Source organism: Vibrio sp. 10N.286.49.C3, from assembly GCF_041469545.1.
Lineage (GTDB): Bacteria > Pseudomonadota > Gammaproteobacteria > Enterobacterales > Vibrionaceae > Vibrio > Vibrio tasmaniensis_A.
Map to the genome: position 1 here is coordinate 37,771 of NZ_JBFRKT010000053.1, position 24,227 is coordinate 61,997.

Annotated in this window: 25 protein-coding genes; 5 read left to right on the plus strand and 20 right to left on the minus strand. The window is 43.8% G+C overall.

Annotated elements, in window-relative coordinates; translation table 11 throughout:
• Positions 1–56: 56 nt before the first annotated feature.
• A complete protein-coding gene (locus AB4180_RS18680; protein ID WP_009848992.1) occupies positions 57–998 on the minus strand; it encodes a chemotaxis protein CheV in 942 nt (313 codons plus the stop codon).
• A 167-nt stretch (positions 999–1,165) separates the two neighbouring features.
• Positions 1,166–2,383: an ROK family protein gene (locus AB4180_RS18685; RefSeq protein WP_017102815.1), complete on the minus strand. Its 1,218-nt coding sequence runs from the start codon at positions 2,381–2,383 to the stop codon at positions 1,166–1,168.
• A gap of 319 nt (positions 2,384–2,702) precedes the next feature.
• On the opposite strand from AB4180_RS18685, the gene pyk reads away from it, so the two are divergent.
• Positions 2,703–4,151 carry a pyruvate kinase gene (gene pyk, locus AB4180_RS18690; RefSeq protein ID WP_012603578.1) on the plus strand — a complete coding sequence of 483 codons (1,449 nt, stop codon included), beginning with the start codon at positions 2,703–2,705 and terminating at the stop codon, positions 4,149–4,151.
• Between the two features lie 178 nt (positions 4,152–4,329).
• On the opposite strand, the gene AB4180_RS18695 is transcribed toward pyk, so the two are convergent.
• Both AB4180_RS18695 and AB4180_RS18700 read right to left on the minus strand, forming a co-directional pair.
• The gene (locus AB4180_RS18695) at positions 4,330–5,532 is read right to left on the minus strand and encodes a patatin family protein (protein ID WP_017100269.1); all 1,203 of its coding nucleotides are present in this window, start codon (positions 5,530–5,532) and stop codon (positions 4,330–4,332) included.
• Between the two features lie 41 nt (positions 5,533–5,573).
• Complete coding sequence (locus tag AB4180_RS18700) at positions 5,574–5,663, minus strand: YnhF family membrane protein (protein ID WP_102248935.1); 90 nt, start codon at positions 5,661–5,663, stop codon at positions 5,574–5,576.
• A 145-nt stretch (positions 5,664–5,808) separates the two neighbouring features.
• Between AB4180_RS18700 and AB4180_RS18705 the strand changes: the two genes are divergently transcribed.
• The 3 genes from AB4180_RS18705 (at position 5,809) to AB4180_RS18715 (ending at position 8,461) form a co-directional block, all read left to right on the plus strand.
• On the plus strand, positions 5,809–6,402 hold the full coding sequence (locus AB4180_RS18705) for a hypothetical protein (RefSeq protein ID WP_029223909.1): 594 nt from the start codon (positions 5,809–5,811) through the stop codon (positions 6,400–6,402).
• 497 nt (positions 6,403–6,899) lie between these two features.
• Positions 6,900–8,360 (plus strand): sodium-dependent transporter, encoded by a 1,461-nt coding sequence (locus AB4180_RS18710; protein WP_009848987.1) that lies wholly within the window; start codon positions 6,900–6,902, stop codon positions 8,358–8,360.
• Positions 8,361–8,362: 2 nt separating this feature from the next.
• Positions 8,363–8,461 (plus strand): methionine/alanine import family NSS transporter small subunit, encoded by a 99-nt coding sequence (locus AB4180_RS18715; protein ID WP_009848986.1) that lies wholly within the window; start codon positions 8,363–8,365, stop codon positions 8,459–8,461.
• A 58-nt stretch (positions 8,462–8,519) separates the two neighbouring features.
• On the opposite strand, the gene AB4180_RS18720 is transcribed toward AB4180_RS18715, so the two are convergent.
• The 15 genes from AB4180_RS18720 to yceD all read right to left on the minus strand — a co-directional run bounded on the left by AB4180_RS18720 (position 8,520) and on the right by yceD (position 21,794).
• Complete coding sequence (locus tag AB4180_RS18720; RefSeq protein WP_017100270.1) at positions 8,520–8,924, minus strand: hypothetical protein; 405 nt, start codon at positions 8,922–8,924, stop codon at positions 8,520–8,522.
• Positions 8,925–9,315: 391 nt separating this feature from the next.
• Positions 9,316–10,746, minus strand: a complete 1,431-nt coding sequence (gene ptsG, locus AB4180_RS18725; protein WP_009848984.1) for a PTS glucose transporter subunit IIBC — start codon at positions 10,744–10,746, stop codon at positions 9,316–9,318.
• Positions 10,747–11,190: 444 nt separating this feature from the next.
• Positions 11,191–11,958 (minus strand): TatD family hydrolase, encoded by a 768-nt coding sequence (locus tag AB4180_RS18730; protein WP_102248936.1) that lies wholly within the window; start codon positions 11,956–11,958, stop codon positions 11,191–11,193.
• Positions 11,949–12,914 (minus strand): DNA polymerase III subunit delta', encoded by a 966-nt coding sequence (locus AB4180_RS18735; RefSeq protein WP_102248937.1) that lies wholly within the window; start codon positions 12,912–12,914, stop codon positions 11,949–11,951. Before AB4180_RS18735 ends, AB4180_RS18730 begins: the two co-directional genes overlap by 10 nt.
• 6 nt (positions 12,915–12,920) lie before the next feature.
• Positions 12,921–13,553 carry a dTMP kinase gene (gene tmk / locus AB4180_RS18740; protein ID WP_017099458.1) on the minus strand — a complete coding sequence of 211 codons (633 nt, stop codon included), beginning with the start codon at positions 13,551–13,553 and terminating at the stop codon, positions 12,921–12,923.
• A 10-nt stretch (positions 13,554–13,563) separates the two neighbouring features.
• Positions 13,564–14,580: an endolytic transglycosylase MltG gene (gene mltG, locus AB4180_RS18745; protein WP_017099035.1), complete on the minus strand. Its 1,017-nt coding sequence runs from the start codon at positions 14,578–14,580 to the stop codon at positions 13,564–13,566.
• Positions 14,577–15,455, minus strand: coding sequence for an aminodeoxychorismate lyase (pabC, locus tag AB4180_RS18750; RefSeq protein WP_017099036.1), 879 nt, complete (start codon positions 15,453–15,455; stop codon positions 14,577–14,579). Before pabC ends, mltG begins: the two co-directional genes overlap by 4 nt.
• A 103-nt stretch (positions 15,456–15,558) precedes the next feature.
• A complete protein-coding gene (gene fabF, locus AB4180_RS18755) occupies positions 15,559–16,803 on the minus strand; it encodes a beta-ketoacyl-ACP synthase II (RefSeq protein WP_004736554.1) in 1,245 nt (414 codons plus the stop codon).
• Between the two features lie 93 nt (positions 16,804–16,896).
• Positions 16,897–17,130, minus strand: coding sequence for an acyl carrier protein (gene acpP, locus AB4180_RS18760; RefSeq protein WP_012603569.1), 234 nt, complete (start codon positions 17,128–17,130; stop codon positions 16,897–16,899).
• A 166-nt stretch (positions 17,131–17,296) separates the two neighbouring features.
• A complete protein-coding gene (gene fabG / locus AB4180_RS18765; RefSeq protein WP_029222897.1) occupies positions 17,297–18,031 on the minus strand; it encodes a 3-oxoacyl-ACP reductase FabG in 735 nt (244 codons plus the stop codon).
• 25 nt (positions 18,032–18,056) lie between these two features.
• Complete coding sequence (fabD, locus tag AB4180_RS18770; RefSeq protein ID WP_102248938.1) at positions 18,057–18,980, minus strand: ACP S-malonyltransferase; 924 nt, start codon at positions 18,978–18,980, stop codon at positions 18,057–18,059.
• 80 nt (positions 18,981–19,060) lie between these two features.
• Positions 19,061–20,011, minus strand: coding sequence for a beta-ketoacyl-ACP synthase III (locus tag AB4180_RS18775; RefSeq protein ID WP_010437276.1), 951 nt, complete (start codon positions 20,009–20,011; stop codon positions 19,061–19,063).
• A 5-nt stretch (positions 20,012–20,016) separates the two neighbouring features.
• Positions 20,017–21,042 carry a phosphate acyltransferase PlsX gene (plsX, locus tag AB4180_RS18780; protein ID WP_102248939.1) on the minus strand — a complete coding sequence of 342 codons (1,026 nt, stop codon included), beginning with the start codon at positions 21,040–21,042 and terminating at the stop codon, positions 20,017–20,019.
• Between the two features lie 9 nt (positions 21,043–21,051).
• Positions 21,052–21,222: a 50S ribosomal protein L32 gene (gene rpmF, locus AB4180_RS18785; protein WP_004737376.1), complete on the minus strand. Its 171-nt coding sequence runs from the start codon at positions 21,220–21,222 to the stop codon at positions 21,052–21,054.
• A 44-nt stretch (positions 21,223–21,266) separates the two neighbouring features.
• The gene (gene yceD / locus AB4180_RS18790; RefSeq protein WP_004733994.1) at positions 21,267–21,794 is read right to left on the minus strand and encodes a 23S rRNA accumulation protein YceD; all 528 of its coding nucleotides are present in this window, start codon (positions 21,792–21,794) and stop codon (positions 21,267–21,269) included.
• Positions 21,795–21,943: 149 nt separating this feature from the next.
• Here yceD and AB4180_RS18795 point away from each other — a divergent pair, with 149 nt between their 5' ends.
• Positions 21,944–22,525 carry a nucleoside triphosphate pyrophosphatase gene (locus AB4180_RS18795; RefSeq protein WP_102248940.1) on the plus strand — a complete coding sequence of 194 codons (582 nt, stop codon included), beginning with the start codon at positions 21,944–21,946 and terminating at the stop codon, positions 22,523–22,525.
• A gap of 253 nt (positions 22,526–22,778) precedes the next feature.
• Here the strand turns inward: AB4180_RS18795 and rluC are convergent, their stop codons facing one another.
• Entirely contained in the window at positions 22,779–23,723 is a 945-nt protein-coding gene (gene rluC / locus AB4180_RS18800; protein WP_017099038.1) for a 23S rRNA pseudouridine(955/2504/2580) synthase RluC, read from the minus strand.
• Positions 23,724–24,227 lie beyond the last annotated feature (504 nt).

Here is a 24,227-nt window from a genome sequence, read left to right on the forward strand (position 1 = left end):
ATACTAGCAAACGTTTTCGCCAAGGTCATTCGAAACAAACCGTACAGCTGCATTAATTACAAAATCTGACGCATTCGCTCTTGAGTTACTTCAACTAAGAGGTCTGGTTGGAATTTAGAAATAAAGCGATTACACCCTACTTTCTCAACCATGGCTTCATTGAAACTACCACTTAATGAAGTATTTAGCGTAATAAACAAGTCATGCATTCGAGGATCAGTTCGAACTTCATGAGTCAGTTTGTAGCCATCCATTTCTGGCATTTCGGCATCGGTGATCATCAACAGTATTTCTTGATTGATGTCTTTGCCTTCATCACACCACTTCTTAAGTAAAGTCAGTGCTTCTAAGCCGTCACAACATTCGATAATGTTCAAACCAAGTTGCGACAAGGTGCCTTTGATCTGGTTGCGTGCTGTTGAAGAGTCATCCACGATAAGCACATTACGGCCAACCATTTCATTCGCTAACTGCTGATCTAGAACACCGTCAGAAATCGACACATCGTAGTCGATGATCTCCGCTAACACCTTTTCAACATCGATGATCTCAACGATTTTGTGCTGCTCTTCTTCTTGGATATGCGTGATAGCAGTTAAATAGTTTGCTCGACCCGTAGTCTTTGGTGGCGGTTGGATTTCTGTCCATGTCGTATTCACGATATTGCGAACTTGTCCAACCAAGAAGCCTTGTACGGTTCGGTTGTATTCGGTAATGATCAAGTTGTTTTCTTGAGTCTCATCACGTGATGGTGGGAAACCAATCGCACTCCGTAAGTCAATCACAGGTACAGATTCACCACGTAAAGAAGCAACACCCGTAATATGATGGTGAGAGCCTGGCAAGCGAGTGAGTACAGGCACTTTTAAGACTTCTTTCACTTTAAATACGTTAATCGCAAATAGTTGGCGACTATTTAAGCTAAATAACAAGAGTTCCAGACGGTTTTCACCGACGAGTTTAGTTCTCTGATCAACAGAATTTAAAACGCCAGACATACAACACCTTAGTGACAAATAATAACTGTGGCTACAATAGCCTAATTCGATAGGTTAAAGCAAAGCGCAAATACACAGATGCTTAAACTAAGTACAACAAATGCTGTTATACATAGTTTAAGTGCATGGAAAGGGTTAAAGGAAGGCTAAAAACGATAAAAAAAGGGTTAGCCTTCAATCACTTTCATTAACAATTGGCCATCATATAAAGCTTGTTTAACAAGCGCAGCACCTGGCATGGTGGCTTGTTTATAGAATCGAGATTCCACCAGTTCTAAATCTTGATGGTAAACCGATAAACTCTGCTCTTCGATACACTTTTGAATCGCAGGATACAACACGCTTTTAGCCTGATTGATAACACCACCTATCAAGATTTTCTCAGGATTGAAAAGGTTGATCACAATCGCTATCGCGGCACCTAAATAACGACCTAACTGTTCAATCACTTCAACAGCCAGTGGATCACCATCAGCAGCAGCAGCGCAGATCTGTTCAATTGTGACATCTTCAAACGCCGTTAGTGATGATGCCTCGCCATTAGCCAGTCTTTCTTTGACTTGCTCACGGAGAGCCTGTGAACTCGCAACCGTTTCTAAACAGCCATGATTACCACAATGACAAAGCTTGCCTTGTTTATCGATCTGAATATGACCCAGCTCACCGATGTTACCGTGGCGACCTTGCAATACTCGACCGTCGAGAATGATCCCAGCGCCTACACCGTGGTGAATCGAGATAAGAACGGAATTATCGTTATCTTGAGAGTGACCAAACAGCTTCTCTGCCAATGCCCACGCTCGGGTATCATTGGCAATAAAGACAGGTAGACCTGTTTCTTTGTAGATCTCAGGACCCAACGCTAAGTTTTTAACGTTATAGTGTGGCATCTGCAACACAATTCCCTGCTCAGAATTCACAAGCCCCGGTAGCGTAACCGCAATACTTGTTACCCTATCGAGTTGCTCGGCATAAGTTTGGAAAAACTCATCAATTTCATGTAGAAGACGCGCAAGTACATCGTCTTGGTCACGTTCATGAATATCAATCTTGGTATCGATAAGTACATCGCCGCCCAATTCATGAAGCGCGATCGTCAAGTATCCACGACCAAGACGCATCGACAGAAACTGCCAACCTTCGTTATTGGTTTGCAGACCGACAGCAGGACGCCCACGAGTCGTGGCTTCTTGAACCGTCGTTTCGTGAATAAGGTGAGCTTCAATGAGTTCACGGGTAATTTTAGTAATACTCGCCGGGGCCAACTCACTTTGCTTGGACAGATCGATACGAGAAATAGGACCTTTAAGGTCAATTAGTTTATATACACGACCAGCATTGACCTGTTTGATATGATCAATATGGCCCGGTTGAGCCATGTACATTTTACGCTCCAGAAATCATCAACGCGGTAATTTTTTTACTTTGCGAAGTAATTGTGAAGTCACTTGGTATATCGCCGTGACCCGTATCACGTATATACATGAATCTTTGTGTATCTAGTCAAATAGTTCGAGAAAAATTAGTACCTACATCGATAAATTGAGACTTAATTTTCTCAATGAAACATCGTTATTGAGCCCTGAATTCAATAATTAGATACAAATAAAGAAATATCCTTCTAGCTCCCAATAAATAATCAATTAATGCATATACTTAATTCAGTCTTTTAAAAGATTACTTGGCCTCACTCTAGGAGTATTCATGACAGCCGAATTAAGAAAAACGAAAATCGTCACAACGCTAGGCCCTTCTACTGATAAAGGTAACGTGCTTGAAGAGATCATCAAAGCCGGTGCCAATGTCGTCCGTATGAACTTCTCTCACGGCACTAGCGACGACCATATACAACGTGCAGAAAATGTCCGCGCAATAGCCAAAAAACTTGGTACTCAGATCGCTATTCTCGGTGACTTACAAGGTCCCAAGATTCGAGTGTCAACATTCAAAGATGGCAAAATCCAACTTGCCGTTGGTGACCAATTTACTCTCGACAGTAGCCTTGGTTTAGGCGAAGGCAACCAACAAGCGGTCGGTCTTGATTATAAAGAATTACCTAACGACGTTTCAGCTAACGACATCCTGTTGCTAGACGATGGTCGTGTACAGCTAAAAGTAACCGAAGTGGAAGGTTGTCGCGTTCATACCGAAGTCATCATTGGCGGCCCTCTCTCGAATAATAAAGGCATAAACAAAAAAGGCGGCGGCTTGTCAGCAGAAGCGCTGACAGAAAAAGACAAACGCGACATCGTCACCGCCGCACAAATCAAAGTGGATTACCTCGCGGTGTCTTTCCCACGCAACGGCGAAGACATGCACTACGCTCGTCAGCTCGCACGTGAAGCAGGTTTAGAAGCTCACCTTGTAGCAAAAGTAGAGCGAGCAGAGACGGTAGCCACTGTTGAGAACATGGATGACATCATAATGGCCTCAGATGTGGTCATGGTGGCTCGTGGTGACCTCGGAGTCGAAATTGGCGATCCTGAATTGGTCGGAGTACAAAAGCAGCTTATACGCCGTGCTAGAGCGCTTAACCGAACGGTGATCACCGCAACCCAAATGATGGAATCGATGATTTCAGCGCCAATGCCAACCCGTGCCGAAGTCATGGACGTTGCCAATGCGGTACTTGATGGAACAGATGCGGTCATGCTTTCAGGTGAAACAGCTGCAGGTGATTACCCGGTCGAAACCGTAAAATCGATGGCTGAAGTGTGTATTGGTGCTGAGAAAATGGCGGGGATTAACAACCAATCCAATTACCGAATTGACCGCACGTTTGTGACCGCCGAAGAAACCGTTTCGATGGCGACTATCTACTCGGCAAACCATATGGAAGGCATTAAAGGCGTAGTCACTCTCACTGAATCAGGCCGTACTGCACTGATGATGTCTCGTCTAAGTGCAGATATGCCTATCTACGCACTATCTCGTAACGAAGGAACACTTAATCGCTGTACCTTGTACCGAGGTGTAACACCTATCTACTTCGAGACAGAAGCCAAAGACAGTTTTGACATTGCCCTATCTACGCTCACCTGCCTAAAAGAGCAAGAGCATCTTAAGTTTGGCGATCTCGTTATCGTCACTCAAGGCGACATTATGGATGTGGCGGGATCAACCAACTGTATGAGAATCTTGCCTGTCACCTAATGTTTGCCCGTAAGGCGAAACGATTTGCCTAATCTCATGACAAAAAAGGGTTATCGAACCAAGTTCAATAACCCTTTTCATTTCAGAACACGACTCACTAACGATCAGTTTAAACAGCACGTTCAGCTCACAGCATGCTAACTCATCAACTTCAAATATTATTAATCAACCTCAAGCATTACTTCTCAGCAGCAATGGTTGCCAACTGTGGCATGTGTGAACTGCGGGCATTTTTCGTAGAGGTATAAGTTTCAACAAATCGGTAACCGGCTTCTAAACCCAATTCATAATCGTGCAGTAAATCTTCTTTATTACTCATTAATGAATTGGATTTCAGCGGCTTACTCGGGGCAATTTGCACTACAAAAGCATCGTCTGGTGGGGAGTTCAAAAAATCCTGAGTCAATGAGTAAGTTTGGTAATGCACCATCAGCATATCTGCTAAGCCGGAATCAAACTTATCACCAATTAAATGACTTAATCTATAGATGTCATCCGCCCCGAATAACCATCGACCACCATTCAGTAAATCCAAATGTGATCTGTCGCGCTTCTGTTCTTTTGAGCTGAGAATTTGTTGTTGAAAGAACGAGCTCCAATCGGTTTTCCACTGCTCCACTTTTTGTTGCCAATGACCTTGAACACTGTCAAAAGATTCGCGGAACCATTCCAGTTCTTCGGCTGATATCGGTTTGGGTGTTTTTAATCGCGTACTGTTAGCTTGAACCTCGACCTCTTCCTCTAGCGTAGGCTCAGTTCGGATCACAACAATGGAACGGGCTTGTCTACGCCACGCTTCTTGAACTGGGATGCAAGCTGATACACCACCATCCACATAAGCATTGTCGCCAATAAAGATTTCATCATTGTATAAGCGAGGAATCGCACAGGTTGCAATCATCACTTTGTACCAATCTTCACCCAATACTGGAAAGTAGTGATCTCGTAAGTCTTTAGAATCCGTGACGGCTGCATAGAAATGGCGATCGCCTAGCGTTTGTCGTCCTAAATCCAAATCAAGCTTATATGGGTAAGCCATGATTTGTTCTAAGGCCCATTCTAATCCAAGGTTCTTTCTGTGTCGTATATAAGAAAAGAGATTGAAGAATTCAGGTGATGTTGTGAGGTCGAGAAGGAAAGAACGGCCAAGGCCTTTATCGCGGCACAGATAAGCACACAAATTAAGAGCACCTGCAGAGGTACCAAAAAACTCGTCGAAGGGATCAAAATTTGAAAGAAGAAAGGCATCCAGCACTCCAGAAGTAAAAATACTTCTCTGTCCGCCACCTTGGGCGACCAGTGCTGTTTTTCCAGCAATAAACTTAGCGTAATAATCTAAGTCTATTGCTGTATCAATATTGGTTATAATCCCACTATTCATTATTCCCTGAGTATAAAAACCCAGCCTCGCAATAGATGGTATTAACTACCAATTGCAATAAAGCCAAATGAGAGAATGATTGCGTAGATGACAACCGTTATTTGTAGGGCATTTTTCAGATTATGGTCCATAGACACCTCTGTCTTATTATTAATTTGTCGAGTCTCTATTTAAGTACTATCAGGTGTGTGAAGTATCTTCAAGAATCGTCGAAATTAGTCGCACAATATTGATGTAACCATCACAATTAGTAAGTGTATGGATAAGGATATACTCATGAATAACAAAGCAAATATAATGGCACTGATTACGCTTATCTCCGTTTCGAGCGTACATGCCTCGCCGGAGATCATCATTACTCCGATGGTGGGCTATACAGGCGGTGGCAGTGTCGAAGACCAGGACGGTAAAACCTATGATATGAAAGGGTCTGAAAACTACACCTTTGCGATTGAAACGCCATTTGAAAAAGGACGCATCGGCTTTTTCTATTCTAATCAAAGCTCTGAATTAGAAACGCTCAACCTAAGCTCCTCCATCCAATACCTGCACTTTCAAAGTAGCATTTACTACCCAGCTTCTTCTGTGTTGTCTGGTTATTTGGGGTTAGGCCTTGGTGCTTCTTACGTCGATGTAGACTGGGCAAAAGATAAGTATGGGTTCTCAACCTCTATCTTTGGTGGTTTAGAGTACAAATTTAGTGACCGATTAGCGTTAAACACACAACTACGTTGGTTAGGTACCGTTGTCGATAACGACACCTCCGGTGTTTGTAACATCCCAAGTAACGGGCAAGAGTGCATCATCCGCTTTGATACCGACTGGATGAACCAATTCCAAGCCAATGTCGGACTGAGTTTTACTTTCTAAGTATCGATGACCATCTCATACCAATAGAACCTCCGAATAGTTGGTCAGTTCAACTATAGAGTGTATGAATTTCAGTCATACGCTCTACTTTTAAATAAAGTCATATAACCTAATAAAACAGAAAAAATTAGACACATAAACCAATCAGAAAACCCCAAACCAATTCATACCTCTAAAATAACCATCATTTAACATCTTAAAGACCATAAGACCACAGTTATTAAACATACCTAATCTATTGCTTTAACCATTCTAACTAGGTAGGCTCATTAGCACGCATCAGCTGAATATTTCAGGTTATGCAAACACACATCAAACAATTAAGAATTATCCGCTGAGTCCTCCAATCGCTAACAACATAATAATCTAAACTTTTGCTTGATCACGGAAGATAAAGTAAACAGTCAAACCGTTTGCCTGTTTTAACTATCATCTCCTTACCAAGCACAGCGTGACGAGAAGCTTCATACCTCAGGGAAGTTGTAAAGGAGTTAAATATGAAGCGAGAACAGTGGGGATCCCGAGCAGGATTTATCCTTGCCGCAGTAGGATCTGCTATTGGTTTAGGAAACATTTGGCGTTTTCCATATATGGCTTATGAAAATGGCGGCGGTGCTTTTTTCATTCCATATCTATTTGCCATGCTTACGGCTGGTATCCCATTTATGATCCTAGAGTTCAGTATGGGTCAAAAATATCGTGGCTCTGCACCTGCAACCTTAGCGCGCATCAACTCAAAATTTGAGTGGCTTGGCTGGTTCCAAGTGGGTGTAGCGGCTGTCATCGCGGTCTACTATGTTGCCGTTATCGGTTGGGCAATTTCATACTTCGGTATGTCATTCAATCAAAGCTGGGGAACAGACACTAACGCATTCTTCTTCAGTGAATATCTAGCTCTAGGTGATAACTCACCGACGAACCTAGGTAGCATCCAATGGGGCATCGCTGGCGCAATGTTACTCGCTTGGGCAATCACTTATGCAGCTATCGTGGGTGGTGTTAAAGCTGGTATCGAACGTGCTTCTAAAGTAATGATGCCAGTGTTGTTCATAATGGTGATTTTGCTTATCGGACGCATGGTTTTCCTTCCTGGTGCTCTAGATGGTGTGAACTACATGTTCGAACCTGATTTCAGCAAGATCTGGGACGTAAAAGTATGGGCTGCTGCTTATGGACAAATCTTCTTCACGCTAAGTATCGGTTTTGCGATCATGCTGGCTTACTCAAGCTACCTGCCTGAAAAATCAGATATCACGAACAACGCGTTCATGACGGTTCTTATCAACTGTGGTTTCTCAATTCTTGCGGGTATTATGATTTTCTCTGTTCTTGGCTACATGGCTCAAGAACAAGGTAAACCATTAACTGAAGTTGTATCAGCAGGCGTTGGCCTTGCGTTTGTTACGCTACCTGCTGCGATTAATTTACTTCCAGCACCGTATATTCTGGGTCCACTATTCTTCTTTGCACTTGTTGTGGCTGGTTTAAGCTCTCATATCTCAATTATGGAAGCAGTAACATCTGCAATTATGGACAAGCTGAACTGGAGCCGTAAAAAAGCAGCAAGTATTGTTATTGGCGTTGGTGTTGTGGTGTCTATGGCATTTGCAACTAACGGCGGCCTACTTCTACTAGACCTAGTCGATCACTTCGCTAACAACGTCGGCATCATGGTAGGCGGATTCATTGAAATCCTTCTAATGGCATGGTTACTAAACAAAGTTAGCGATGTACGTGCGTACGTCAATGAGATTTCAGATTTCTCTATTGGCGTATGGTTTAACGTATGTTTACGCTTCGTCACTCCAGTTATGCTTGCAATCATTCTTGCAACAAAACTAAGCGCATTGTTTACAGACGGTTACGGTGGCTACGACCTGACTCTTGGTTGGGCAATGATCGCAGGATTACTAGCGATTGGCATTATCATAAATATGACAAGTAAGAAGGAAGCATAATCATGACAACGAGTGCGATTATTATGATGGTTCTTGGTCTTGGTATCACTTGGGGTGGTGCTGCAATTTGCATAAAGCGTGCAATGGACAAACAGAAATAACCTTATTTAAACCATTCAAAAATGCCAGCTACTAAGCTGGCATTTTTTGTCTCATCACCTAGAATTTGTAGGTGATACCCAGTGCACCACCCACTTGTAATTCAACACCTTTATACATGTCGAGCTCAGGGTGAACTTGCGCGTACGCATTCCAACCTTCGTAGAAGTTCACTTTAACACCTAAAGGCAAACGTAAGCCAAAATCATCATTCCACTCAGCCCAAGCACCTGCACCGACATACCAACTCAACGGAGCTTCAGTCTCAAACTGACCACGCTTCAAAATATAGTCAAATGCAGCACCGTCGTTGCCAATCGTGGCACGGTATTTCTGATCAAATTCGACAACGACACTCAGGTCTTGGTCAATGGCTAATCCAACTTCCAAATCTGGTGCTTCAGAAGCATGCACAAACGCGGCTCCGCTGCAGCACATAAGGCCGACCAAATAACGATGTTTCATAATATTCTCAGACTGTTTTTAAAAATGGTAGTGTACTGGGTTCACAAAGAGAGGTGTCATCGCTAGGTAAAAGCGAACTGGCGCTCAAGGTTCGGTATTGGCCTTCAACACATAGAGTTGAGTAGAGCTAGTTGAGTAAGAAGAGCTTATACCAATCACAGTAAGTAAGTGTTCAGGAATAGCGCAGGAAAAAACCTTGAGAACAAGGCATAATTTTTTGATAAGTAGTTGTTCTACAATCAAAAATTCTAACGAAGTTATCGAGGTTTTTAACAAGCTAGGATGACCAGTTATTTACTACGATTGGTATTAAACGTGAGGATATTTTGCATATTGCAGGAAACAAAAAAGGAGGCCGTAAGGCCTCCTTTCAATTTATTGAATCAGCGAATTAACCGTTGTTACGGATCCACTCATCCATGTCTGTCTTAAGGTTGTCAGACTTAGTACCGAAGATAGCTTGTACGCCACCAGCAACTACAACAACACCTGCAGCGCCTAGTTTCTTCAGTTTGTCTTGGTCAACAAGAGCGGTATCAGCTACTGCAACACGTAGACGAGTAATACAAGCGTCAAGACCAGTGATGTTCGCTTTACCACCGAATGCAGCAACTAGCTCACCAGCAAGTTCAGAACCTGTAGCAACTACTTCTTCTTCAGATTCGTCTTCACGGCCCGGAGTTTTAAGGTCAAGTGCTTTAATCACAGTGCGGAATACGATGTAGTAAATTGCAGCGTAAGCAACACCACATACAACCATTAGACCCATCTTAGACGCGTTGCCAGATAGAACTAGGAAGTCGATTAGACCGTGTGAGAAAGATGTACCGTGTACAAAACCTAGAGTGTTCGCAAGAACGTATGCTGAACCAGCTAATAGAGCGTGGATTGCGTACAGTACAGGAGCAACGAATAGGAATGAGAATTCGATTGGTTCAGTGATACCCGTTAGGAATGAAGTCAACGCAGCAGAAGCCATGATGCCCATTACTTTAGCGCGGTTTTCAGGTTTAGCTGAATGTGCAATCGCGATTGCAGCAGCAGGTAGACCGAACATCTTGAACATGTAACCACCAGCTAGCTGACCGAAGCCATTGCCCGCTGCACGAGATGCGTCATCAGCAACTAGGTAACAAGTAAGAACACCGTTTTGAGTTTCGCCAGCAGCGTTTACACAAGTACCAGCTTCGAAGAAGAAAGGTACGTTCCAAACGTGGTGAAGACCAAATGGAATCAGAGAACGCTCAACGATACCGTAGATACCAAACGCCACTTGTGGGTTTTGGTGAGCAGCCCAATCAGAGAACGCAGAGATAGCGCCGCCAACTGGTGGCCATACTACAGATAGTAGGATTGCTAGACCAATCGCAGAGAAACCTGTGATGATTGGCACAGCACGCTTACCAGCGAAGAAGCCAAGGTACTCTGGTAGTTGAATACGGAAGAAACGGTTGAATGCCCAAGCAGCAACACCACCGACTAGGATACCACCTAGTACACCAGTGTCGATTTTATCAACGCCCATTACACCAGCCATTACGCCTAGTGTAGCAGTCATGATGCCGTAACCAACGATAGCAGCTAGACCAGCTACACCGTCGTTATTAGTAAAGCCAAGTGCTACGCCTACTGCGAACAGTAGTGCCATTTGACCGAATACTGAACCACCCGCTTGTTCCATTAAGTTTGAAACGATTTCTGGAATGAAAGGAAGGTCTGCTGCACCGACACCTAGCAAAATACCCGCAACTGGTAAAACTGATACTGGTAGCATCAGAGACTTACCAACTTTCTGCAGGCTAGCAAAAAGGTTCTTAAACATGTTTATGCTCCTGATAAAGATAAAATAATTATATGGGTCCTAACGGCACACCCCCGTAGCCTATATGTTAGCACCCAGTGAAAATGTAACCATGTATTGCATTATATTTTCTGCCGCTAAATATATATTGATGGGGAACTAACTTTCTAGTCACTTACGAAATTTAGTTTCAAAACACGTCTTGGATCACATGTCAAATATAGAAATGCAATGCTTTACAAGCCACTAACTAGCTGAAAAATAAATAAATTATAATCCATCCCTATTATTTTACTGAGTAAATAAAATAGAGGGTAATGTTATTTTTAGTAACAAAATTACAAATGTTGTAATTCACGCTCTCAAGTTCAACATATTCCGTAAACATTAAAAAAAAACGCATTTTTGGTGATCAAAAACACAAAAAGGGAGCTTTCGCTCCCTTTTGTTTGTTTAGTTAGATTTCTATCGCAAAAAAAGTTTTTGGTAATTTTTGGTCGTTTGTTCAGCAACCTCTTTCATTGATACCCCTTTTAACTGGGCGATATAAGCCGCAACTTCGACTACATATGCAGGCTGATTCTCTTTACCACGATATGGAATTGGCGCCAAATATGGCGAATCCGTTTCGATCAGCAACCTATCTAGAGGTAGTTTTTTCACAACGTCTTTAAGTTCTGTGGCTTGTTTAAAGGTCACAATACCTGAGATCGAGATATAGAAACCTAATTCCATTGCCGCTTCAGCGAACGCTTGATCTTCAGTAAAGCAGTGAATCACACCACCACACTTCTCTGCTCCGCCATCGCGTAAAATAGCTAACGTATCTTCACGCGCGTTACGCGTGTGGATGATCAAAGGTTTATTAAGCTCAACAGCCAACTCAACGTGCTGCTTGAACCTGATCTGTTGTAGCTCTGCAGTCTCTGGTTGGTAATGATAATCTAGGCCAGTTTCACCAATCGCCACCACTTTAGGGTTGCTCGCGTACTCACGCATTCTTTCTAAACAGAAGTCGCTCTCTACGTCGAGAGGGTGAACGCCACACGAAGCCTTAACGTTATCAAACGGCGAGATCATCTCAAGCATATTTTCAAACGAATCCAGCGTCACACCGACAGAAAGCAGTTGGTCAACGTTTGCTGCTTTCGCCTTATTAACCACGTCTTCTACGCTGGTGTGTAAATCTTGGTAATCCAGTTTGTCTAAATGACAATGGGAATCTACGAACATGTTTCCTCGCAAGTGGCTATCAGCCAATTCATTATGAGTAGCTCCGTATTGAGCCCAGGGTGTTGCTTTAACTGCTCAATCAATATCAGCAGTTTATTCGACGCTGTATAAGCACTTTGATAAGACATCACCTCACACAGTGCTTTCGCACTCGGAATGATAGCCTGATTAGCTAAACCAAAATGCAGCTTTTGTACATCTGACAATAAATGCCAAAGCCAGCTAAGTTGAATCAAAGGGTCTTTGCTAAGCTCTGTAGAGAACTTCAGCATGTCGGGTTGAGTGCCTTTTATCACATTCACAAAGCCATCGAGCGCTTTTGTTGAAGCTTCGACGCCACCTTGATCAAACATTGCTTTCGCTTTCAGGGGGGCGTTGTCGTTCAATGTCAGTATGTACTGAGGAACCGTTTTACCAACTTCTCCATTTAACCATGCCGATCCTGCATCCAATTGTGGACACACCACATTAAATTGCTGGCAACGGCTAAGAATAGTTGGCATTAAGCGATTACTGTTGCGCGTTGAAAGGATGAAAATACAATTACTCGCAGGTTCTTCCAGTGTTTTCAACAGCGCATTAGACGCCGATTCATTCATCGCTTCAGCCGGACTAAGCAAAATGACACGCAAGCCACCCAACTGTGACGACTGTTGAGCCCAGCGGTTACTCGCACGCACTTGGTCAACGGTAATCGATTTACCTTCTTTCTCAGGTTCGATTACATGGAAATCAGGGTGACTCCCCGACTTCATTAATTCACAGCTGTGACAAAAGCCGCATGCTTCACTTTCGTAGTTAACACACATCAGTGCCGACGTGAGCTGACTAACCAGCGCTTCCACGCCCAGCCCTTCAGGCGCATTAACGATCACAGAGTTAGGAAAACGTTCTGCATCGAGACTTTTTTTCCACTCACTCCATACAGGTGTGAGCCAAGAATAAACTTCAGCCATGACTACCTACTGTTTATCGAGCCAAGCACCTAGCGCAACTTTAATATCAGCAGCCACTTGCTCAATCTCTTGCTGTGCATTAATCACGAGTACAGAATCGTCTTGCCCTGCAATTTCTAAGTAACGCTCACGCGTGCGATCGAAAAATGAGATGTCCATCTTTTCAATTCTATCAAGCTCACCACGGCCTCTAGCGCGTTCAAGCCCGACTCTAGGGTCAAGATCCAAGTATAGGGTTAGATCTGGCTTAAAGCCGCCTAGCGTGGTTGCTTTCAATGATTCCATAGTGCTACGAGCGATCTGACGACCACCACCTTGGTATGCTTGAGAAGACATATCATGGCGATCACCCAATACCCATTTACCGCTGTCTAATGCGGGCTTGATGACGTTTTCTACTAATTGAACACGCGCTGCGTACATCAGCAGCAACTCAGTCATGTCTTGAAGCTTCTCGCCCTCGTGTTCTTCTTTGACCAACGAGCGCATCTTCTCGGCAAGCACGGTACCACCGGGTTCACGAGTATTAACGATGTCAGCGACACCAGCTGTTTTCAATGTCTCAACGATGGCATTGATTGCTGTACTTTTGCCAGCACCTTCAAGGCCTTCAACCACGATAAATTTCGACTGATTCATAATTCTTTCTTTATTTGTTTTTTCTTAATTGCTTTAAGTAAGCTCGTACTGCACGGTTATGCTCAGTCAAACTCTTTGAAAATACGTGACCGCCCGTTCCACTCGCAACAAAATACAGGTAGTTGCTCTTCTCTGGATTCAGAGCCGCGTTGATAGACGCTTTACCCGCCATCGCGATCGGTGTTGGCGGTAAACCGCTCATTGTATAGGTGTTGTACGGCGTTGGTGTGCGTAGATCTTTCTTACGAATATTGCCTTTGTAGCTATCGCCCATGCCGTAGATAACCGTTGGGTCAGTTTGCAGACGCATACGCTTGTTCAAGCGGTTAACGAATACAGAAGACACACGCTCACGCTCAGAAGCGACAGCAGTCTCTTTCTCGATGATAGACGCAAGAATTAGCGCTTCATAAGGCGATTTAAGAGGCAGTTTATCGGCTCTATTTTCCCACTCATCATTGACCACGTTCATCAGATCTCGGTGGGCACGTTTCAACAAATCTAAATCCGTTGTGCCATAGGTGTAGTGGTATGTTTCCGCTAAGAAAAGGCCTTCTAGCTTTTCATTTTCGATACCAAGCTTTTGTGCGATTTCTTTTTCAGAGACATCATTCAACGTCTGCTGTATGAATTCGTTGTCTTTTAACTGAACAAGCCACTCGTCAAAACGACTGCCTTCTACGAAGGTAATGGTAAATTGGTGCTCTTTCCCTTCGACAAGCACTTGTAGCGTCTGCTCTAGGGTTAAACCGGGTTCAAGCAGGAATGTACCCGCTTTTACGTCTACAAGCTCAGGATGTAACTTACGGATTAATTTCTCGTAAGGAGAAGCCTCAAAAAGCCCCTCGTTAATCAACTGTGCTAGAACACGGTTAAAGCTGCTACCTGAAGCAACGGTAACCACCTGCGGTTTTTCTAATTGAATAACTTGTTTCAGGTTATCTTGCGCTTGGTTGTAAACATAAAAACCAGCAGCAGCGGCTGCAATTAAGCACAAGGTAATAAAAATAAATAACTTTTTGATCACGAGTTTAGTTGTCCTTGAAGGCTACGAGTAACGGTTCCAATGTTGAATTGGGTATCACTAATACGGGTAACTGGGGCAACCCCTAAGATGGAGTTGGTCATGAAAATCTCATCAGCTTGCATGAGTTGAGATAAGCAGTAGTCACTAATTGTAACGGAAAGTTCAGCTTGATTCAGCGCGGTTAACACTTGCTTACGCATAACCCCCGCCACACCACTTTGCGTCAGTTGAGGTGTATATATCATCTGACCTTTGCGCCAAAACAGATTAGCCATGGTGGTTTCAATCACATTACCTGATATATCCAGAACCACGCCATCAGCTTCATCGGCCTGATCCATTTCATCTTTCATCAAGATCTGCTCAAGACGATTATTGTGCTTATGACCTGCGAGCAATGGGCTCAAACCTAGTGCTTGTTGGCAGATACCGAGTTCTACACCAGAATCTTGCCACGCTGAATAATGACTAGGGAAATCAAATGTACTGATGGTTATCGTTGGCTTGGCGATATTCTTGGTACTGTAGCCACGACCGCCGGCCCCACGGCTAACGTGTAGCTTTATCCCAGCTTTTTGATTATGAGGCTTGTTTTTATCTTGAAGATTCGTTGAACCATTAAGGCTCTTTGTACCAGGAAGCGCATTGTGTTGGATATGTTCAAGTGCATTATCGAGCCAAAGGTTAACCGTATTCCAATCAAGTTCGGAAATGCGTAACGCTTTAAGACAATCATCAACACGACGCTGATGATCGTGAAAATATTGAATCTGGCCATCTTGAACAAGCATGGTAGTAAAACAGCCGTCTCCATACTGAAACGAGCGATCTAAGATATCGACAGTTTGCTGACTTTCTCCATCAACCCAAAACATGTTTTTCCCCATAAAAAGAAACGGCTCAATGCTAAAGCATCGAGCCGTTTAAAAACAGTTCTAATTATGACTATCTACGATGTTTGACTCTTATATAAGATGATTAAATCTTTTTGAAGATCAAACAGCCGTTTGTACCACCGAAACCGAATGAGTTACATGCAGCATATTCCATACCGCTAACTTTACGCGCAGTGTGGGGTACTAAGTCAATATCTAAGCCTTCTTCAGGATCATCTAAATTGATTGTTGGTGGAACAATTTGATCAATTAGAGACATCGCTGTGATAATCGCTTCAGCAGAACCTGCAGCACCTAGAAGGTGGCCTGTCATTGATTTCGTAGAAGAAACCAAGACTTGCTTGCTGCCTGCTTCGCCAAGAGCACGCTTGATGCCCTTAACTTCCGCTACGTCACCTGCAGGAGTCGAAGTACCGTGTGCATTAACATAACCGATTTGTTCACCAGTAATGCCAGCATCACGCATAGCCGCTTCCATTGCTAGTGCACCACCAGAGCCATCTTCACTTGGAGATGTCATGTGGTAAGCGTCACCCGACATACCGAAGCCAACTAGCTCACAGTAAATCTTAGCGCCACGAGCTTTAGCATGTTCATACTCTTCAAGAACCATCATGCCTGCACCGTCACCAAGAACGAAGCCGTCACGGCCTTTGTCCCATGGACGAGAAGCTTTTTGAGGCTCATCGTTACGAGTAGACAGTGCTTTAGCCGCACCAAAACCGCCCATACCTAGTGGTGTCGATGCTTTTTCAGCACCACCCGCTAGCATTGCGTCAGCATCGCCGTATGCAATCATACGAGCCGCGTGGCCAATGTTATGTAGGCCAGTCGTACATGCTGTAGAGATCGCGATGTTTGGACCGCGTAGGCCACGCATGATAGACATGTGACCCGCAATCATATTCACGATCGTCGACGGTACGAAGAACGGGCTGATTTTACGAGGGCCTTTTTCAGTTAGAGCCTTGTGACCGGCTTCGATCAAACCAAGACCACCAATACCAGAACCGATAGCAACGCCTACACGAGGAGCGTTTTCTTCAGTAATAGTTAGGGCTGAATCATCTAAAGCTTGAATACCTGCTGCGACGCCGTACTGGATGAACAAGTCCATCTTACGAGCATCTTTTTTAGTCATATACTCTTCGCAGTTAAAGTCTTTAACTAGACCTGCAAAACGAGTTGAGAAATTGGTTGCGTCAAAATGATCGATATTAACGATACCACTTTGACCAGCTAGCAGGGCTTTCCAAGAAGATTCTACAGTGTTGCCTACCGGCGACAACATACCCATGCCAGTGACAACTACACGACGCTTGGACACGATATTACACTCCGGGGATTGAGGTGATTTAAGATGAGGATAGATGAGTTAGATAAAACACAGGCGGTCGAGGTGACCGCCTGGGAGAGATTATTACTGAGCGCTAGTTACGTAATCGATAGCAGCTTGAACAGTAGTAATTTTCTCAGCTTCGTCATCTGGAATCTCAGTGTCGAATTCTTCTTCTAGAGCCATTACTAGCTCAACTGTGTCTAGAGAATCTGCACCTAGGTCATCAACGAAAGAAGCTTCGTTTTTAACTTCAGCTTCGTCTACACCTAGCTGTTCAACAATGATTTTCTTTACGCGTTCTTCGAGGTTGCTCATTTTTTCTTTTCCTTTACAGAGTTCGCTTTATGCGATGTTTTCCGTAGTTTATTCAATCTATTGAAAGTTGCAAGGTCAACTTTTCTGGTCAAACCACAATTTTCACGATTTTAACCGAAATTACGTATGATCTTGACTTAAATCATGCACAAATGTTGCACATAATTTACACCATGTACATACCGCCATTGACGTGAAGTGTTTCACCTGTGATATAAGCTGCCGCAGGTGACGCCAAAAATACCACAGCTTCAGCGATTTCGCGAGGGTCACCTAGTCGACCTGCTGGTACATTCGCCAAAGTTACTGCACGTTGGTCATCATTTAGCGCTTTAGTCATGTCAGTTTCGATGAAACCAGGTGCTACAGTGTTCACTGTAATACCACGAGACGCAACTTCACGAGCCATTGATTTAGTAAAACCAATTACGCCTGCTTTTGCAGCTGCGTAGTTAGCTTGACCAGCGTTACCCATAGTACCGACTACAGAACCAACGTTTACGATACGTCCTTGACGCTTCTTCATCATGCCACGCAATACAGCTTTAGACATGCGGAAGATAGGCGTTAGGTTAGTATCGATGATGTCATTCCATTCATCGTCTTTCATACGCATAAGTAGGTTATCACGAGTGATACCTGCGTTGTTAACCAGAATGTCAATCGCACCGAATTCATCGTTGATGGTTTTCAGTGTAGCTGCAATTGAGTCAACATCCGTTACATTAAGAGCAAGACCTTTACCGTTCTCACCTAGGTACTCACTGATTGCAGCAGCGCCGCCTTCAGACGTAGCAGTACCGATAACTTTAGCACCACGCTCAACTAAAAGTTCAGCGATTGCACGACCGATACCACGGCTTGCGCCTGTAACTAGTGCAACTTTGCCTTCTAAATTCATCATAACTTCTCTATTAAGTGTTTATTTACTTAGCAGCTTCTAGTGATGCAGTGTCATTAACTGCAGCAGCTGTCATAGTTTTTACGATTCGTTTTGTTAGACCGGTAAGAACTTTACCTGGGCCTAATTCTAGTAGCTTCTCTACGCCTTGCTCATTCATAGCTTGTACACCTTCAGTCCAACGAACTGGGCTGTACAGCTGGCGAACAAGTGCGCTTTTGATTTTTGCCGGGTCTGTTTCAGCAATAACATCAACGTTATTGATAACAGGCAGTGCCGGCGTGTTGAACTCTAGAGCTTCCAGAGCAACCGCTAGCTTGTCTGCTGCAGGCTTCATAAGGGCACAGTGAGACGGCACAGATACTGGTAAAGGAAGAGCACGTTTAGCGCCCGCTTCTTTACATAGTGCACCAGCGCGCTCTACTGCTGCTTTGTTACCCGCGATAACAACTTGGCCAGGTGAATTGAAGTTAACTGGAGACACAACTTCGTCTTGTGCCGCTTCTTCACACGCTGTAGCAATAGCTTCATCATCTAGACCGATGATTGCGTACATTGCACCAACACCCGCAGGAACCGCTTCTTGCATCAGTTGACCACGTAGCTCAACTAGCTTGATAGCTTCTTTAAAGTCGATAACACCCGCACACACTAGTGCAGAGTATTCGCCTAGGCTGTGGCCGGCTAGTTTTGCAGGTTGCTCTAGACCAAGCTCTTGCCATACACGCCAGATTGCAACAGACGCTGTTAGTAGAGCCGGTTGAGTACGGAAAGTTTCATTTAGATTTTCTACTGGACCATCTTGAACCAATGCCCATAGATCGTAACCAAGTGCTTCTGAAGCTTCAGCAAATGTCTTTTTAACAACATCATACTGTTCGCCTAGGTCAGCAAGCATACCGATAGCTTGAGAGCCTTGGCCTGGGAATACGATAGCAAATTTGCTCATAGTAATTTTCCTTTAAGCAAAGCAAAAAATTGAATAAGGCACATAAGTTATGTGCCTTGTTTGTTGATTATCGCTTGGGGTTAGAATTTAACTAACGCAGAACCCCAAGTGAAGCCGCCACCAAACGCTTCAAGTAGAAGCGTTTGACCACGTTTAATTCGCCCGTCGCGAACAGCCTCATCAAGGGCCGTTGGTACGGTAGCTGCCGACGTATTGCCGTGCTTATCAAGAGTAATCACAACTTGATCAAGCGACATCGTCAGCTTTTTAGCGGTTGCCGAGATAATACGGTAGTTCGCTTGATGTGGAACTAACCAATCAAGCTCTGACTTATCCATATTGTTCGCCGCTAATGTGTCTTTCACTAGCTTAGAAAGCTGAGTTACCGCCACTTTAAATACTTCGTTGCCCGCCATGTGCAACCATTTGTCCGCATCACCGCCACGCTCTGGAACTTCTAGGCTTAGAAGCTCACCATATTTACCATCAGAGTAAATGTGAGTAGACAAAATACCTGGCTCTTCGCTTGCGCCAACAACCACCGCACCTGCAGCATCACCAAATAAGATGATAGTAGAGCGGTCAGTCGGATCACAGGTTTTTGACAGTGCATCCGCACCGATTACCAAAACGTTCTTACACATGCCAGTCTTGATGTGTTGATCAGCAACAGACAGTGCGTAGACAAAACCAGAACACGCCGCAGCCAAATCAAACGCAGGGCAGCCTTTGATACCAAGCTTGCCTTGTACCTGACATGCCGAAGACGGAAATGTGTGGCTACTGCTGGTTGTCGCAACGATGATTAAATCAATATCTTCTTTGTCGATACCTGCCATTTCAATGGCATTCTCAGCAGCGTAAAACGCCATATCCGCAACAGTTTCGTTTTCCGCTGAAATACGACGCTCTTTAATACCTGTTCTAGCAACGATCCACTCATCGCTAGTCTCTACCATTTTCTCTAAGTCTGCGTTAGTACGCACCTGAGATGGCAAGTAGCTGCCAGTACCTAAAATTTTGCTATACATGAAGACTAATAATGCCTCTCGAGTAAAACCGCTTCCAAACGATCGCTAATGCGACTGGGGACTTGTCGTTTGACCTCGTGTACTGCCTCACCAATCGCGTTGACGACTGCAGACACATCAGCACTTCCATGGCTTTTAATGACAATGCCGCGCAATCCTAACAAACTTGCGCCGTTATACTGGTCGGGGTTCAAGGTTTTTAATTCAGTAAATAGCTCAGAAAACAACATTCTGGCGATCCAACCCTTTATTGTTGAAGCCATCATGCGCGTTTTTAGCTTATCAATAAAGAGCTGAGCCGTACCTTCACACGTTTTTAAGCAGACATTGCCCACAAAACCATCACATACGACGACATCAGCAGCATCTTGAAGTAATTGATTACCTTCAATATAGCCTATGAAGTTCACAGACTGAGTATTCGACAACATTTCAGCGCATCGTTTTACAAGGTCATTGCCTTTGATTTCTTCAGCGCCGATATTCAAGATAGCGACACTAGGCACGCGACCTAAATGTTGTTCTGCTAATGCACTGCCCATTACGGCAAACTGAAACAGTGAATCCGCGTCACTAGAAACGTTCGCTCCTAAATCAAGCATCCATGTACGGTTGCCAGAAGCGGTAGGCAAAGCTGAAACCAATGCAGGCCTATCAATACCAGGAAGGAGTTTGAGTCGGAAACGAGATAACGCCATCAGTGCGCCGGTGTTGCCACCACTCACACAAGCATCAGCTTGTGACTCGGCAACCAGATCGATAGCAGCACGCATAGAGCTACCCTGACTATTGCGTAGGGCCAGTGAAGGTTTTTCAGAATTGGAAATGACTCGATCACAATGCTGGATACTCAAACGAGAATCAGGCATTCGACCTAATGAAGATAATTGAGATGTGATCGCGTTTCGATCACCTATTAGAATGACTTTTAGCTCTGGGAAATACGACAGTGCCTGCACGGCGGCAGGCACTGTAACACGAGGACCGAAGTCCCCGCCCATTGCATCAAGCGCAACGGTTAGATTTTGCAAAGGTCAACCTTACTTGTTGATAACCTTTTTGCCGCGGTAGAAACCTTCGGCAGTCACGTTGTGACGTAGGTGAGTTTCACCTGAAGTTGCGTCTACAGAAAGTGCAGCTGTAGTTAGCGCATCGTGTGAACGACGCATGCCACGCATTGAACGTGATTTCTTGCTCTTTTGTACGGCCATTGACCCTACTCCTATGTAAATTCTTAAAGATACTTACTAATAAGTTACTTCTTTAAGTTTTTTAAAACATCAAATGGATTCGGCTTTTTATCTTCCTCAATTTCTTCAGGAAGTTCACCAAACACCAAGTTATTTGAGTTAACGCTACATTTCGCATCGTCGTGCATTGCTATTTGTGGCAATCCAAGGATGAACTCGTCTTCAACTAATTGAATCAGGTCTAACTCACCGTACTCGTTCAGATCTACCAAATCGTACTCTTCCGGTGCTTCCTCTTCACTTTTCTCGCTGTAAACAGGAGTATAAGTAAATTGGACATCGCACTCATGTGCGAAAACCTCATTACAACGTTGACACTCTAAATCGACTTCGACGTTAGCTTTACCAGAGATAACGACTAATCGTTGTTCATCAAGCCCAAATGACATTGAGACTTGCGCGTCACGTTTTACGCCTTCAGTTGTTTCGGTTAAACGCTTTAAAAGACTGACTTGAATGATACCATCCATATCGAGTCGTTTTTGAGCCGTTCTTGCCGGATCAACTGTACGCGGTATTTTTTCCTTTTGCATAGGGCGCGAATCTTATCTTCCAAATCGTGTTTAGTCAAAGGAAATGGCAAAAAAAATGTACTTTCCTACCTTTCCTGTTCAGAGCATTATGAATAGCAGGCTAAGTTACGTTATCCTGAACTAAATGCTTACACGAATTGTAAATTAAAATGAGAAATTACCAACTAGTTTTAGCTTCTACATCTCCATTTAGGCAAGAGATCCTCAAAAAATTACAGTTAGACTTTGTCACAGCGAAGCCTGACTGCGATGAAACTCCACTTCCAGAAGAGACTCCTCAACAATTGGTAATGCGTCTTGCTGAGACCAAAGCCAAGTCTTGTGCTGTCGAACAACCAAGCCTAGTGATTGGTTCCGATCAAGTATGTGTGATTGACGAAGAAATCATTGGCAAACCTCATACTCGTGAAAAAGCGATTGAGCAGTTGTCTCGTCAAAGTGGTAAGAGCATCACTTTCTATACTGGGATAACGGTATGGAACAGCGAGACCAGTAAAGCTGACACGCGTCTCGACACCTTTGTTGTGCATTTCCGCGATTTAACTGAGCAACAGATCATTTCTTATGTTGAGAAAGAGCAGCCTTATTACTGCGCGGGCAGTTTTATGTGCGAAGGGTTAGGTATTGCATTGTTTAAACAGATGGAAGGTAAAGACCCAAACACGCTGATCGGCTTACCGCTGATCGATTTAGTCGATATGCTTGAGGCACAAGGAAGAAATGTGTTGTAAGCGGTACTTAGCACTCTGTTGGAGATTCCCTACTCCTTCCTTCGTCAGTCTAGGGAATGACGGAACGCGCAATTTTATCTAATCCGCTAATGATATAGAACGTGACCTTAAAAAGTCGTCATCCTCAAGAGCGAGGAACGAGCGAGTTGGGGAGCTTCTGCAACATATGAAAACAAAAAAAGGTTGACGATATTCGTCAACCTTTTCCATTTGATGCATCTGATACTCAATTCACGAAAAATCTCGTATCTTCTTAAAGCTTACGTAAACCAGTTAAGGCTTTCTCTAACCTTCTTTCCATTGGCGCCGAGATATCCATCTTCTCTTCGCTACCTGGGTGGGTAAACTTGATGTTGGCTGCATGTAAGAACAGACGATTCAGTCCTACTTTACCCGTATAAGCATCGAAACGACGATCACCGTAACGATCATCCCAAGCTATTGGATGACCAGTATACTGAGCGTGCACACGGATTTGGTGTGTACGGCCTGTAATTGGGCTAGCTTGAATCAACGTCGCCTCTTGGAATTTCTCTAAAACCTTAAAGCGGGTTTCAGAAGCTTTACCATTCGGGTTCACTCGAACAATGCTATTCACTTCATTTTTTAACAAAGGTGCGTTGACGACTTTACAGCTGTTCTTCCATTCGCCCATCACTAAAGCGAAATAGTATTTTTGAACCGTTTTTTCACGGAACTGTGCTTGAAGGTGTCTTAGCGCCGAGCGCTTCTTAGCAACAAGCAAAATGCCAGACGTATCTCTATCAATACGGTGCACTAACTCAAGAAAACGAGCATCAGGGCGAAGAGCACGCAATGCTTCAATCGCGCCAAACTTCAAGCCGCTGCCACCATGAACCGCAGTACCTGATGGTTTATTGAGAATCAGCATGTGATCATCTTCATAGATGATGCACTGTTCCAATTCCGAAACCTTATTGAGTTTCGTACTCGGTACGTTCTCTTCCGTTTTCTCTTCAATAGTAACGGGAGGGATACGTACTAAGTCGCCAGCTTTTAGTTTGTACTCAGCCTTGATACGTTTCTTGTTAACGCGGACTTCGCCTTTACGCACGATTCGGTAAATCATGCTTTTCGGGATGTTTTTTAATTGGTTGCGTAAGAAGTTATCAATACGCTGACCAGCCATATCTTCGTCAATGTCGACAAATTGGACTTGGGTTCTAATTTCGCTCATTGGGTTATTGTATCACTGTCACTTTTGATAATTGAGATTTTCTTAACCCTATTCTGAACTTATTTATCTAAAATCCCTGCGACTCTATCCCTAAAAGGGCATTGAAGTTCTATATTTCTTTGATTCTTCGAACAAAAAAGCACCAAGCTTCCTGCAAATTAAAATATCAATTGATAAATTATTTATAGGCAGTGAGTTAGAGCTATCAAAACCCAAACAAAAACTGTTTTTTTTACCGCATTACGACAAAGCAGATTGCTGTGTTTACCGACCACTGCTATAGTTCACAGCTGCTATCAATGGATTGACTAATATTTAAACAGCTAACCATTCATAAGCAAGTAAATGAGTAGATGACTCAGATTAGACAGTGCTGCAATCGGCGTAAGACACGGTCAACTGAGTTCCTTATCGCTCTACTCACGTACACTCATGTTGAGTATTCACCGCCACATCGCGGATCATAGGCTAACTCCCTATGATGACTGACGTGCCCCAGAGCAT